This is a genomic window from Enterobacter roggenkampii, from assembly GCF_001729805.1.
Lineage (GTDB): Bacteria > Pseudomonadota > Gammaproteobacteria > Enterobacterales > Enterobacteriaceae > Enterobacter > Enterobacter roggenkampii.
Genome location: NZ_CP017184.1, coordinates 2,429,527 through 2,443,768, shown reverse-complemented (window position 1 = coordinate 2,443,768; position 14,242 = coordinate 2,429,527). Strand labels below are relative to the sequence as shown.

10 protein-coding genes and 1 pseudogene are annotated in these 14,242 nt (G+C 57.5%); 7 read left to right on the top strand and 4 right to left on the bottom strand.

The features are described 5' to 3' along the window. Positions 1–65: 65 nt before the first annotated feature. The gene (gene pqqU / locus BFV67_RS11435) at positions 66–2,180 is read right to left on the bottom strand and encodes a TonB-dependent receptor PqqU (RefSeq protein WP_039025307.1); all 2,115 of its coding nucleotides are present in this window, start codon (positions 2,178–2,180) and stop codon (positions 66–68) included. Positions 2,181–2,421: 241 nt separating this feature from the next. Between pqqU and yncE the strand changes: the two genes are divergently transcribed. Then, positions 2,422–3,483 carry a 7-bladed beta-propeller protein YncE gene (gene yncE, locus BFV67_RS11430; RefSeq protein WP_069598359.1) on the top strand — a complete coding sequence of 354 codons (1,062 nt, stop codon included), beginning with the start codon at positions 2,422–2,424 and terminating at the stop codon, positions 3,481–3,483. 92 nt (positions 3,484–3,575) lie between these two features. Here the strand turns inward: yncE and ansP are convergent, their stop codons facing one another. Beyond that, positions 3,576–5,072, bottom strand: a complete 1,497-nt coding sequence (gene ansP, locus BFV67_RS11425) for an L-asparagine permease (protein WP_008501774.1) — start codon at positions 5,070–5,072, stop codon at positions 3,576–3,578. A 304-nt stretch (positions 5,073–5,376) separates the two neighbouring features. After that, the gene (locus BFV67_RS11420; RefSeq protein WP_008501773.1) at positions 5,377–6,291 is read right to left on the bottom strand and encodes a LysR family transcriptional regulator; all 915 of its coding nucleotides are present in this window, start codon (positions 6,289–6,291) and stop codon (positions 5,377–5,379) included. 108 nt (positions 6,292–6,399) lie between these two features. On the opposite strand from BFV67_RS11420, the gene BFV67_RS11415 reads away from it, so the two are divergent. Beyond that, on the top strand, positions 6,400–6,798 hold the full coding sequence (locus tag BFV67_RS11415) for a (R)-mandelonitrile lyase (protein ID WP_021240234.1): 399 nt from the start codon (positions 6,400–6,402) through the stop codon (positions 6,796–6,798). Here BFV67_RS11415 and BFV67_RS11410 read toward each other — a convergent pair. Then, the gene (locus tag BFV67_RS11410) at positions 6,795–8,330 is read right to left on the bottom strand and encodes a methyl-accepting chemotaxis protein (protein ID WP_069598358.1); all 1,536 of its coding nucleotides are present in this window, start codon (positions 8,328–8,330) and stop codon (positions 6,795–6,797) included. The genes BFV67_RS11415 and BFV67_RS11410 overlap by 4 nt on opposite strands. A 341-nt stretch (positions 8,331–8,671) precedes the next feature. On the opposite strand from BFV67_RS11410, the gene BFV67_RS11405 reads away from it, so the two are divergent. The 5 genes and pseudogenes from BFV67_RS11405 to BFV67_RS11380 all read left to right on the top strand — a co-directional run bounded on the left by BFV67_RS11405 (position 8,672) and on the right by BFV67_RS11380 (position 14,240). After that, on the top strand, positions 8,672–9,211 hold the full coding sequence (locus BFV67_RS11405; protein ID WP_069598357.1) for an AAA family ATPase: 540 nt from the start codon (positions 8,672–8,674) through the stop codon (positions 9,209–9,211). A gap of 110 nt (positions 9,212–9,321) precedes the next feature. Beyond that, positions 9,322–10,323, top strand: a complete 1,002-nt coding sequence (locus tag BFV67_RS11400) for an LLM class flavin-dependent oxidoreductase (RefSeq protein ID WP_023344233.1) — start codon at positions 9,322–9,324, stop codon at positions 10,321–10,323. Beyond that, positions 10,320–11,441, top strand: coding sequence for an amidohydrolase (locus BFV67_RS11395; RefSeq protein WP_069598356.1), 1,122 nt, complete (start codon positions 10,320–10,322; stop codon positions 11,439–11,441). Before BFV67_RS11400 ends, BFV67_RS11395 begins: the two co-directional genes overlap by 4 nt. A 16-nt stretch (positions 11,442–11,457) precedes the next feature. Beyond that, positions 11,458–13,721, top strand: a pseudogene (locus tag BFV67_RS24600) (NtaA/DmoA family FMN-dependent monooxygenase). A 9-nt stretch (positions 13,722–13,730) separates the two neighbouring features. Further along, positions 13,731–14,240, top strand: a complete 510-nt coding sequence (locus BFV67_RS11380) for a GNAT family N-acetyltransferase (protein ID WP_008501765.1) — start codon at positions 13,731–13,733, stop codon at positions 14,238–14,240. The last annotated feature ends 2 nt before the right edge of the window (positions 14,241–14,242 follow it).

Genomic DNA, 14,242 nt, shown 5'->3' with positions numbered 1-14,242 from the left:
AACTCCTGATGGCTTAATGCCATCAGGAGGGTTATTTCATTTATAAAATAAACTTTTCTTTTTGCTTACTCGAAGCGATAAGAGACCGACAGCCCGACGCCATAGTTTCGGCCTGGTGCAGGCTCGTAATAACGACCGTTGGACTCGTTGACAATTACCGAGCCCGCGTACTCTTTGTCGAACAGGTTATCGACGCGGCCAAAGACGTCCATTCCCCAGTTGCCGTAGTTAAATTTATACCCGGTATTCAGCCCGACTACCGTATAGGACGGCGCTTTCGCGGTGTTTTCGTCGTCGGCCATGATATCGCTCATGTAACGCACGTCTGTCCCCGCATACCAGCCTTCCTCCGGCTGCCAGCCAAACGAGGCGAAGCCCATGTTGCGCGCAATCCCCGGCATACGGTTACCGTTACAGTCTGCGTCGCTGCAGACGTTAGTCCGGTAGGTGGCATCCAGGTACGTCCACGCCATCTTCAGCTTCCAGCTCTCAGCGAACTGCTGATCCAGGGAAACTTCGACACCCTGACGACGGGTTTTCCCGGCATTTTTATAGGTTGTACGGCCGCCAGAACTGGAGTCCACCACGATCTCGTCATCCGTATCGGTGCGGAACAGCGCCGCCGTCAGCAGGCCGTTGCCGATGCGGGTTTTGCTGCCCACTTCATACGTATTATTCGTGGACGGCTTCAGGCCAATATTCAGACCGCCCTGGTTATCGGCGCGATAGGAGAGCTCGTTGATGGTTGGCGTTTCAAAGCCACGCCCTGCGGCAGCGTAGAGGTTCCACGCATCCGTCACCGCATACTTCACGGCGCCCGCCGGGAGCCACTTGTGGTAGCTCGCGTCACCGCTGTCATCGCCGTTGCCCGGCGTAACGTAGTGGTCGTTGGAATCAAACCAGACCGAACTGTAGCGGACACCCGCGTCGACAGAGAGTTTCTGCGTCAGCTGCCAGCTCGTTTGCAGATAAGGATCGACGTTCCACATCAGGTTGCGTTCGTCACGACGTTTATCGCCTTTGACGCCGTAGTCCGGCACGCCGTTGCGCATCACGAAGTTCTCGTATCCGCGACGGTCTTCGCTCATGTTTTCGTAGTTCAGACCGGTGGTGAAGGTCACCGGAACCAGCAGCTCGCCGCGGTGCGTCCAGCGGGTATCCACGCCCTGATAGTGGCGCTGCATATCAATCACCCCGCCGGAGTGAGTGGCTTTTAGCTGCGGCTGATACGGAATCGACTGGTACTGCGTCATTTCACGCTCGCCGGCGTACATCATCACGCTGAGGTCGTCCTGAGCGCTGAGCTGGCGATCGTAGCGCAGGCCGGCCTGGGTCTGCTTGATGGTCTTACGGGTGTTGTACTGATCGCCGCGCGGCGACTGACGCGGGTTGTCCCGCCACTCCTGGTAATTCAGTCCACCCGGATCGTTGGCCTTCATGTCCACGCTGTTGAAAATCAGCGTCAGCTTGCTGGCGTCGTCTATGCGTACACCCAGTTTGGCGTTAGCGAGATTTTTCCGCGCGCCGCTGTGGTCGCGGTAGCCTTTGGTGGTGAAGCGGGTGGTGGAGACGGTGTAATCCACGTCCCCGGCGTGGGTGCCGTCACCCATCGCGCCGGTGGCTTTCATGCCATAGCGCCAGGTCCCGTAACTGCCGTAATAGCTGCTGGCTTCAATGGTCGGCGGCTGCTGCCCGGTCTGGGTGTTGATGTTGATTACGCCGCCAGAGGCGTTGCCGTACAGGGCAGAGAAGGGACCGCGCAGCACTTCAACGCTCTCCACGCTGGAAAGGTCGATGTTGGAGGTCTGACCCTGTCCGTCCGGCATGGTGGCTGGAATACCATCGACGTACATACGGATACCGCGCACCCCGAAGGTTGAGCGGGCGCCAAATCCGCGCATCGAAAGCTGGAGATCCTGGGCGTAGTTTTGACGGTTCTGAATTTGCAGCCCGGGTACGCTGCCAAGGGATTCAGACAGGTTAATGCGGGGCGCGGCCTGGCGCATATCGTCGCCATTGACGACGCTGACCGCGGCCGGAGTATCGAGCTCCGATACGGTTTGCGGCGTGGCGCTGACGATCATGGTCTGTTCCTCTGCGCTCACGGCGGTGAGCGGCGCAAAAATAACAGGAACCAGCAGCAGCGGGAGAGAAGCCTTACGGGCAGAAATGATTTTCATGAATAAAACCGGTTGTGGTGTATAAACGAACCAAATGGAACATGTCCATATATGTTAAAGGTTTTGTAAAAGTTTTGAAAACTATAACCGCACATTGCGTTAATGGAAGGCGAAGCGGGAAAGAAAAACTCCACATTTAACCCATTAATGATTACTATTCTCATTATCAAAAGACAATGCCATGACGTTGTCTGCCGGAAGTGATGTCAGCCCAACCCCACTTTTCAGAAAAGGAATTGATATGTCTTTACGTCAACTGTGCTCGCCGCGTCTGAGCCTGTCGCTGCTGTCTGCCACTTTACTGCTTGCCGGGACGTTCCAGGTGCATGCCGCCGAAGAGGTACTGCGTAAAGCGGTGGGCAAAGGGGCGTATGAAATGGCCGTGAGCCAGCAGGAGAATGCGCTGTGGGTGGCGACCTCGCAAAGCCGTAAAACCGACAAGGGCGGGGTTGTCTACCGCCTTGATCCGGTCACGCTGGACGTGACGCAGGCAATCCATAGCGATCTGAAACCCTTTGGTGCCACCTTTGACAAGGCGACTCAAACGCTGTGGTTCGGCAATACGATCAACGGCGCGGTAACCGCGATTGATGCAAAAACGGGTGACGTAAAAGGGCGGCTGGTGCTGGACGGGCGTCAGCGCAGCGAAACCGTCAAACCGCTGCAGCCGCGCCAGCTGGTGGCAGATGACGCGAGCAACACGATTTACATTACCGGTGTCGGTAAAGAGAGCGTGATTTGGGTCGTGGATGGCGCCACGCTGAAGCTGAAAGAAACCATTGCCAATACGGGCACCTACAGCACCGGCCTGGCGCTGGATGCGCAGGCGAAACGTCTGTACACCACGAATGCGGACGGCGAACTGGTGACGATTGATACGGCCAGCAATAAAATTATTGCCCGTAAAAAGGTGCAGGATGACGGGAAGGAGCACTTCTACCTGAACCTGAGCCTCGACACTGCCGGTCAGCGCGCGTTCCTGACCGATTCAAAACAGCCGGAAGTGCTGGTGGTGAGCCTGAAAGACGGTAGCGTGATCGAGAAAATCGCCGCGCCGGAATCCCTGGCGGTCCTGTTTAACCCGGCCCGCAATGAAGCCTACGTGACGCACCGTGAAGCCGGTAAGGTGAGCGTGATTGACGCGAAATCGTATAAGGTCACTAAAACCTTCGACACGCCGGTCTACCCGAACAGCCTGGCGCTCTCTGCGGATGGCAAAACCCTGTACGTGACGGTGAAACAGAAATCCACCCGCCAGCAGGAAGCCACCCAGCCTGACGATGTGATGCGTATTGCTCTCTAAGATGGGATTGCCCGGTGGCGCTGCCGCTTACCGGGCCTACAAAACCATGAAATGCAGGCCGGGTAAGGCGAAGCCGCCACCCGGCTTTTTTATTAACGCGAGGTTTCTTCTACCAGCGGGGCGTCGTGTTTTTCATCGTCAGGATGAACCGGCGCGGTGCTGTGAATTTCATGAACGCGTTTACGCACGCCGAACCAGCCCGCAATCAGCAGCACGGCCAGCAGCGGAATGGTCGCGATGGTGTAGGTGCCGTTCGGGTAGTCGAACGCCATTAGCACCAGCACGCTGAACAGGAAGAGCAGGGTGAGCCAGGAGGTCACCGGCGCGCCAGGCAGCTTAAAGCTGACGTCAGCAGCTTTGCCTTCTTTAATCGCTTTGCGCAGACGCATCTGGCAGACCACGATAAAGCCCCAGGACGCGATAATCCCCAGTGCCGCCACGTTCAGAACGATTTCGAATACCTGAGACGGCACCAGATAGTTCAGGAACACGCCGAAGACATAGACCACCAGCGTCGCCAGAATACCGGCGTACGGCACGTGCTGCTTGCTCATCTTGGACATGAACTTCGGCGCAGAACCGCCCATCGACATGGAGCGCAGGATACGACCGGTCGAGTAGAGGCCGGAGTTCAGGCTGGAGAGCGCTGCGGTCAGGACCACGATGTTCATGATGCTGCCCACGTACGGCACGCCCAGCTTCGAGAAGAAGGTGACGAATGGACTCTGGCCCGCCTGATAGGCGTTCCACGGCAGCAGCAGCACCAGCAGCACCACGGAACCGACGTAGAACAGACCGATACGCCAGATCACGCTGTTGATGGCTTTTGGCACCATCGTCTGCGGATCTTTACATTCACCTGCTGCGGTGCCCACCAGCTCGATGGAGGCGAAGGCGAACACGACGCCCTGAACCAGCACCAGCGCAGGCAGCAGACCGTGCGGGAAGAATCCGCCGTTATCGGTTATCAGGTGGAAGCCGGTGGCATTGCCATCCAGCGGCTTACCGCTGCCGAGGAAGACGGTACCCACGACCAGGAACACCACGATGGCCAGCACTTTAACCAGCGCAAACCAGAACTCCATCTCCGCGAACCACTTCACGCCGATCATGTTCATGGTGCCGACAATCGCCAGTGCGCCAAGCGCAAAGACCCACTGCGGCACATCGCCAAACGCGCCCCAGTAGTGCATATACAGCGCAACGGCGGTGATGTCGACGATACCGGTCATCGCCCAGTTGACGAAGTACATCCAGCCCGCGACGTAAGCGGCTTTTTCACCGAGGAATTCACGGGCGTAAGAGACGAAGCTGCCGCTGGAAGGGCGATGCAGTACCAGCTCGCCCAGCGCGCGGAGAATGAAGAAAGAGAAGATCCCGCACACCAGATAGACCAGGGCGAGAGCCGGGCCAGCCATCTGCAGACGTGCACCCGCACCTAAAAACAGACCCGTTCCGATAGCGCCGCCGATGGCGATCATTTGAACCTGACGGTTGCCCATCGCTTTGTGGTAGCCCTCTTCGTGGGAGTTCAACCAGCGACGTTTAGCAGCGTGATGATCGGCTGCGCTTTTATTGCTTGTTTTCATTGAGTTACCTGTTTGCCTGTCTGAACCATTATCGTGATAGTCCTGCCTGGCAGAGCGCAATACAAACGATTGCTTCTGCGCAAACACATGTCGCCTTCCCAGTCATTCTGCGTATGGATAAGGCGAAACATGGCGAGGCATCCTACCTGCAATTCATAAGCGACGCAAAATATAACCGTGCCGAAAGTGATGCACGTCGAAGGAAATCGTGTGGTCAGAGCAGACGGGGATCACAACACGCTGAAACGTGATGAGTTTTTAGTCAAAACAATGGTGGGGTTGATTATTTAATCATCAGATTCTCTTAATTATTACCAGATGGTATAAATTTTTGCTGCTGCAGGGCATCGAGAAGTAACCTGAACGCGGTTGTGTGCTGCCGACGGCTCGGATAATAGAGGTGGTATCCTTCAAACGTGGGGCACCACGATTCAAGGACCCTGACCAGCCGTCCCTGATTCAGAGCGTCCAGAACCGAGGACTCGGGCACGTAGGCTAATCCGAGACCATTCTCCGCGGCGTCGATGCGCTGCGACAGGTTATTGAGCGTAAGCTGTCCGTCAACCCGCACGCGAAGCTCGCGCCCGTCGCGCTCAAATTCCCAGTCATACAATCCCCCTCGGGTGGGCAGGCGGAGATTGATACAGCGGTGTTCACCCAGCTGCTCCGGCACGAGCGGCACGCCAAAACGAGCCAGGTAATCCGGGGAGCCGACGACCGCCATGCGCATGTCCGGCGCAATCCGCACCGCAATCATGTCTTTTGCCACCTGTTCACCCAGGCGAACCCCCGCGTCGAAGCGGCCATCGACGATATCTGTCAGGCCATTGTCGACCGTCACTTCGACGTTAATGTCAGGATATTGCAGCATAAAAGCCTTCAGTACCGGCCAGAGCACGGCGTCCATCGCGTGCTCGCCGGCGACGATGCGGATAGCGCCTGCGGGTTTGTCGCGGCTGCTGCGAAGCGCCGTGAGTTCCTGTTCGATCTCCAGCAGATGCGGGCTGAGGCGCGAAAAAAGCTGCTCACCCGCGGGTGTCGGAACCACGCTGCGGGTTGTGCGGGTTAAAAGGCGAACGTCTAATCGTGCTTCAAGCTTGCGCATCGCATGGCTCAGTGCCGATTGCGAGACGCCCAGCTGCGCCGCTGCGCGCGTAAAGCTGCGCTCGCGGGCCACCACCATAAAGGAGAGCAGATCGTTGAAATTATCTTTTAGCATCGCGGTTCTATTTATGAGTTTCAGTCATGTGTCCTATCTGATTATGCACCCTAATGCTGCGGAGTGCTTTGCGCTACTGTTAACGCAACAGTCAACGAGGAGCAAAAGATGAAAATTATCCGCAGCGGTTCATTACCGTCAGTACGAGGACCGGAAGCCTGGTTCACCGGGGCTGTTCGCATTGACGCGCCCTTTCAGGCGACCGAACCTGCCAGCGTCGGCGGGGCAACCGTAACCTTTGAGCCGGGCGCGCGCACGGCCTGGCATACGCATCCCCTGGGACAAACGCTGATTGTGACGCAGGGTCGCGGCTGGCTACAGGCGTGGGGCGAAGAGGCGGAAATCCTGAATCAGGGCGATATCGCCTGGATCCCACCCGGCGTGAAGCACTGGCACGGCGCAAGTGCGCAAACGGCGATGACGCATCTTGCCATCGCCGAAGCGGTAAACGGCAGCCCGGTAACGTGGCTGGAAAAAGTGACCGACGAGCAGTACCCGAACGGCTAACCGCCAAAAACGGCAATCGCCTGCTGCAGGCGCGTCGTCCGCTGCGTCAGGTGATTCGCGGCGTGAGTGACGTTATCCACCATCCCCGTATTGCTCTGGGTCATTGCGCCGATACGGGAGAGGGAGGCGTTGATGAGCGTCAGCGCCTGGGTTTGCTCCTGCGTGGCGAGGCCAATCTCCTTAATCAGGGTGGAAACCTGCAGCACATGGTCGATCATAACCGTCAGCTGTGATTCGGTTTGTCCCACCTTCTCCACGCCAGCGTTGACGCTGGCAACGTTTTTCTCGATCAGCGCTTTGATCTCTTTCGCCGCCGTCGCGGAGTGCTGCGCAAGATTGCGCACCTCAGCTGCGACCACGGCAAAGCCGCGGCCGGCTTCACCCGCGCGCGCCGCTTCCACGGCGGCATTCAGCGCAAGAATATTGGTCTGGAAGGCAATACGATCGATAACGCTGATAATATCGACGATCTGGCCGTTATCCTGCGAAACGGACTGCATCATACCGATGGTCTCTTTCATCATCGCTTCACCGCAGTGGGCGCTGTCGCGGGTGCGATCCGCCATCTGAATCGCCTCGTTCGCGGTTTCGGCCGTCTGCTTCACGGCGCTGGCGATCTCTTCCACCGCAGATGCGGTTTGCTGCAGAAAATCGGCGGTTTCTTCAGAGCGCGTCTGCAGCGCCGCGCCTTCTTTCGCGACCTGCTGGCTGATGGTGCCAATACCGCTGATTTGCGCCCCGACATCATCCACCAGCGAGTTCAGGTTTAAACCAGACTGATTCACCAGGCGCATCATCAGCCCGATATCATCGATTCTGTCAAAATGGTAATAGTCCGTTTTACGTCCTGAAACCACGCGCTGCATCTGTTGAACAATGGATTTTACCGGCCGGGCGATCTGCGCATGAAGATAACAGGACAGCGCAGAAAAAAGCAGCACCAGAGTGGCGGCCTGAACGAGACGATCGCGGAATAAATACATCGCCAGGCAGGAAAGTAACGCTGTCGCAGTAATACCAAGCTGAATTCGTTTTCCGGTACTGAGACATTTAAAGAGCGACAAAAAGGAAAATATACCGCGCCGAACGAACAGTCCTTTATAAAAACGATGATGTTTTAATTCATTATTACGCACTTTTGCATACAGATTTTCACTCGCCGCGATCTCTTCCCGTGAGGGGATATTGCGCACCGAAATAAAGCCGGTCAGGGATTCCCCCTGCCAGACCGGCGTCACGTTGGCCCGCACCCAGTAGTGATCGCCATTATGACGACGGTTCTTCACCAGACCTGTCCAGGTCTCGCCCTGCTGGAGGGTAAACCACATGTCGCCAAACGCTTCGGCAGGCATGTCGGGATGGCGGATGAGGTTATGCGGCTCACCCAGAAGATGCTCTTCTTTATATCCGCTGGCTTCTATAAAAGCGGAGTTAGCATAGGTAATATGACTTTTTATATCGGTAGTGGACATTAACGTCGAACCGGCGTTAAGCAAATACTCGTTTTGTGTAACGGGGGTGTTACGCCTCATGAGTAACTCCATGATGTTGTGCAAGAATAAAAAATCCGGAAAGTGCTCCGGCAAGATAAGTATGATTATTTTAATGACGACCTGGATATATTCTCGCTGAAATTGAGACTCTCCGAAATACCCGGCATTCATTATTTTTAATCTGTTAATGTTGTCGAATGTAATAAAATTGAAAATATTTTAGTGAGTGTTATTTTGAATCGACTTAAGTAAATGACATAAGCCAAACTGCAAGAGGGAGATCGTCTCTCTGGAAAAATTGTCATGCTGAAATAGCGTTTCGTTAACAGGATGAAAACGCTATCATTTGGTCACATTTTCGTAAATACAGGGAGGTTGAGGTGAAAATTAACGTCATCGGTACCAGCGGGAGCGGAAAAAGCACGCTGGCGAAGCAGATTGCGACCGCGCTGTCTATTCCCTGTATCGAGATGGACAGACTCTACTGGCGCTCTGACTGGCAGGGCACGCCGGACGACGAGTTTCAGGCAAAGCTGGCGCAGGCGCTACAGGCTTCGCCAGACTGGGTGCTCGACGGTAACTACAACCGCACGCGACCGCTGAAATGGCGCGATGTCGATGTGGTGGTCTGGGTGGATTATGGGTTTACCCGCACCCTCTGGCAGGCCGTCACGCGAGCAATAAAACGGGCCTGGCATAAACACGAGCTTTGGCCGGGAACGGGAAACAAAGAGAGTTTCCGGCGCGCGTTCTTCAGCAGAGAATCCATTATCATCTGGACGATGAAAACCTGGCGTAATAACCGTACGCGCTATGAAGCCGACCTGCAAAACCCGCAATATAGCCATATTCGCTTCGTCCGCATTACCCGTCGGGAGCAGGTGGAATCGCTGATTGCCTCCTTAAAGTCTTATTCTTAGCAGGGTTTTATATATCTGTTTTCCGGCAAACCAAATGTAAATTAATTGTTTCTCAGTGGTGAAATGCGCCTTTAATAATGTCGACATGTTAAGTCAAACGAGAACGCAACATGTCATGGCGAATCAGCATTCTGGATAAAAGCCCCATCGCTGAAAACGAAACGGCTGCCGATGCACTGGCGCGTACCCTGGCGCTGGCGCAGCAGGCAGAAAATCTGGGCTATCACCGCTTCTGGATTGCCGAACACCACAACACCCCACAGCTTGCCAGCCCTTCGCCGGAGCTGCTGATTGCCTGGATCCTCGGGCAAACCACGCGCATTCGCGTCGGGTCTGGCGGCGTAATGCTTCAGCACTACAGCCCTTATAAAGTCGCCGAGAACTTCAACGTGCTGGCCGCGCTGGCGCCTGGCCGCGTCGATCTCGGCGTCGGGAAAGCCCCCGGTGGATTACCGCTCTCAACCCGCGCGCTGCAGCAGGGCCTGAATCAACAGGAAAAGGGCAGCTTCGCCGAACAATTGGCCCAGCTCGACCGCTGGATCCGTCCTGAGCATCACGCTATTGAAGAGGCCGTCCGCGCCACGCCGCTGCCGCCGTTGCCTGCTGAGGGGTTCCTGCTGGGCGCGAGTACCGACAGCGCGCTGCTCGCCGCCAGGCTCGACTGGCACTTTGTGTTTGCCGCACACCTGAACGGTGACCCGGACCTGCTGCGCGAGGTGGTATCGACCTGGCGTGAGAACAGCGCGCGCGACGTAATAGTGGCGGTGCAGGCGATTGTCGCGCCGACGCAGGCTGAGGCAGACGCGCTGGCGCAGAAGGTCGAAGTGTGGGGCGTTGAGCTGGCAAACGGGCAGCGTGTCACCGTGGCCAGCGAAGAGCAGGCCTACGCGTTTGCGCGCCAGGCGGGCAGTGAGCCGGTGCGCATTGCACGCCGGGCGCAGTCGCTGCTGGCGGGCACCGCTGAGTCGGTAGTGGAACAGCTCAACGCGCTGCACCAGCAGTGGGGCATTGACGAATTTATCATCGACACGCCGGTGGCGGAGGGGGCTACGCGCGTCGCGTCGCTGCGTCTGCTTGCCGGGGCGCGTCTTAACAAGGAGGTCACCGTATGAGTTTTGGCGAACAACTGATTGCCTGGCGCCGCGAACTGCACCAGAACCCGGAGCTGTCCGGCCAGGAGGTCGAAACCACCGCGCGCCTGCGCCAGTGGCTGACGAAGGCCGGGATCGCCCCGCAGCCTTACGACCTGGCGACCGGGCTGGTGGCGGAAATCGGGACGGGCAGCAGGCTGGTTGCGCTGCGCGCCGACATTGACGCGCTGCCGATCGAGGAGCGCAGCGGCGTGCCGTTTAGCTCACAGCATGCCGGGGTGATGCACGCCTGCGGACACGATATCCACACCAGCGTTATCCTCGGCGCCGCGTTAAAGCTGAAAGAGCGGGAGGCCTCGCTTAACGGCCGGGTGCGCATCCTGTTTCAGCCTGCCGAGGAGAACTTTGGCGGTGCGAAGAGCATGGTGCGGGCCGGTGCCTTACGCGACGTCAGCGCGATTTTCGGTATGCACAACGAGCCTGGCCTGCCGGTCGGTGAGTTCGCCACCCGCGGCGGGCCGTTCTACGCCAACGTCGACCGCTTCGTGATCCGCATTACCGGTAAGGGCGCGCACGCCGCACGTCCTCACGAAGGCAACGACGCCATTGTGCTGTCGAGCCAGCTGGTGACGGCGCTGCAAAGCGTCGCCAGCCGCAACGTCAACACGCTGGATTCGGTGGTGCTGAGCGTAACCCGCATTGCGGGCGGCAACACCTGGAACGTGCTGCCGGAAAGCGTCGAGCTGGAAGGCACGTTGCGAACCCATCGCACGGAAGTACAGCAGAATGTGAAAGCCCGCGTGGGTGAAATTGCCGCCGGGTTTGCCAGCGCCTTCAGCGCGCAGATTGATATCACCTGGTATGCCGGGCCTACCGCGCTGGTGAATGACGAGCGCTGGGCTGATTTTGCCACCTCGGTCGCGCGTGAGGCCGGTTATGAAACCCGTCACGCGGAACTGCATATGGGCGGGGAAGATTTTGCGGTCTATTTGCAGTCTGTTCCCGGCGCGTTTGTCAGCATTGGCAGCAACAGTCCGTTTGGTTTACATCACCCGGCTTTTAACCCGGATGAAGCACTGATTGAGCCCGCCGCCCGCTATTTTGCACAGCTTGCGGAAAAAGCCCTGCAACACGTTTAATTCAGGAGAGGTAAAGATGTCTGCAACCCGACAACTGCGGCTGGGCACCATTCTGCATGGTGCATCCGGGAATATGTCCGCCTGGCGCCATCCTGCGGCGATTGCCGACGCCAGTATTAACTTTGACTTCGTGAAAGCGACGGCGTTAAAGGCCGAGGAAGGGAAGCTCGATTTTCTCTTCGTGGCCGATGGTCTCTATATCAACGAGAAATCGATCCCCCATTTTCTGAATCGGTTTGAACCGTTAACCGTGCTTTCCGCTCTGGCCAGCATTACCTCGCGTCTGGGGCTGGTGGGAACCTTATCCACCTCCTACAGCGAGCCCTTTACCACGGCGCGCCAGTTTGCCAGCCTCGATCACCTGAGCAACGGCCGCGCGGGCTGGAACGTGGTGACCTCACCGCTGGAAGGGTCGGCGAAGAACTTTTCCCGCGAAAAACACCCCGAGCATGCGCTGCGCTACCGGATTGCCGATGAGTATCTCGACGTGGTGAAAGGGCTGTGGGATTCCTGGGAAGGGGATGCGTTTATCCGCAACAAAGAAAGCGGCCAGTTTTTTGACCCGGCGAAACTGCATACGCTCGATCATCACGGTGACTTCTTCCAGGTCGCCGGTCCGCTGAATATTGGCCGCACGCCGCAGGGGCGACCAATTGTCTTTCAGGCCGGGGCGTCGGACGACGGGAAAAAGCTGGCGGCAAAACATGCCGACGCCATTTTTACCCACCACGAGACCTTCGACGAGGCAAAAGCCTTTTATCAGGACGTAAAACAGCAGCTGGAAACAAACGGCCGCCGCGCGTCGGATCTCCATATTTTCCAGGGCGTTAGCGTGATTGTGGGGAAAGATGCCGATGACGTGGAACACCAGTACCAGACCACGGCGGCGCTGGTGTCGATTAATGACGCCCTCAATTACCTCGGGCGTTATTTCGAACATCACGATTTCAGCCAGTATCCGCTCGACGAGCCGTTCCCGGATATCGGCGACTTAGGCAAAAACAGCTTCCGCAGCACCACGGATGAAATCAAGCGTAACGCCCGCGAACGCAGCTTAACCCTGCGTCAGGTGGCGCTTGAAGCCGCTTCGCCGCGCCCGCGCTTTTCCGGCACGCCGGAGGAGGTGGCTGACGGTCTTCAGGCCTGGTTTGAGGGTTATGCCGCAGACGGCTTCATCATTCAGGGCGGTACGCCGGACACCTTCCCGCGCTTTGTTGACCAGGTGGTACCGATTCTGCAGTCTCGCGGGCTGTTCCGTACCGACTACCCGGGCACCACGCTGCGCGAAAGCCTTGGCTTAGACCAACCGAAAAACCAGTACACACAACAATAAAAGAGAATCCCGCTATGCAGAAATCATCGCTTGTTCTGGCGCTCGCGCTGGCCTTTACCCCTGCCGTCTGGGCAGAGAACGTCAATATTAACGGCACCGGCGTAAGCATCGAGGCCAATAAAACGCCGATTAACACCGCGAAAAATAGCGAGGCGGTGGCGCAGCTGCCGAAAGACTATCGCTTTGCCGTGCCGGGGAAATTTACCGTTGCGGTGGCGGGACTCAATCAGCCGCCGCTGACGGTCTTCTCCGACGACAACAAAACGCTGCTGGGGAGCGAAGTTGACGTCGCGCGTCTGGTCGCCGACAGCCTCGGGCTGGAGCTGAACGTGGTGCCCACCTCCTGGGAAGACTGGCCGCTGGGCGTCGCGTCCGGGAAATACGATGCCGCCATCAGCAACATCACCGTCACTAAAGAGCGCAAACAGAAGTTTGATTTTGCCACCTACCGTAAGGATTCCCTCGGTTTCTACGTGAAATCGACCAGCCCGATCAAATCGCTTCAGAAAGCGGAGGACATCGCCGGGCTGCGGATTATCGTGGGCTCCGGCACCAACCAGGAGGCCATCCTGCTGGCGTGGAATGCCGAAAACCTGAAGAAGGGACTGAAGCCCTTTACCCCGATCTACACCAAAGACGATGCGGCCCAAACCCTGGCGCTGCAGTCCGGGCGTGCGGATGCCTACTTTGGCCCGAACGTGATTGGCGCCTGGAAAGCGGCGCTGAACGGGAAAACCAAACTGGTGGGCAGCGTCGACGGCGGCTGGCCGAAGGCGGCGCACATTGCGGTGACGCTGAAAAAAGGCAGCGGGCTGGTTGAGCCGGTGCAGACCGCGCTGAACGGCGTCATCAAAAACGGCGATTACGACAAAGTGCTGAACCGCTGGGGTGAAGGGGTTGAGCGCATTCCGCAGTCCGAAGTGAACCCGGCGGGCCTGGGCGATTAAGGAGGCGTGATGAGCGAACGATTTCGTGATGTTTCACCGGAAGATGCCGAACTTCAGCCCATTATCGAGGGGCTGTTCGGTGAATATGCGGCCCGCTACGGGGACTACTTTTCTAAAGACGCGGAAGTGGAGCTCACCGAGTGGTATCTGGCGCCGCAGGGGCTGTTTATCGTCCTGGAGCGCGACGGGAAGATTATCGCCACCGGCGCGTACAAACCGTTCGACGAACGCACCGCGGAAATCAAACGTATCTGGACGGACAAAACCCTGCGTCAGCAGGGGCTTGCCGGGCGCGTGGTGCAGGAGCTGGAGCGCAGGGCGGTGCTGGCAGGGTACAGTCAGATCTACCTGACAACCGGCTTTCGTCAGCCGGAAGCGGTCAGGCTCTATCTTAGCCAGGGCTATCAGCCGCAGTTCGATCTGAACCGCGATCCGGAAGAGTATAGCCAGCCGCCGTTTGACGGTCGGCTGCGTTTCACCAAAACGCTGGTACGTGAAGCGTTCAGCAAAACCGCATGAGG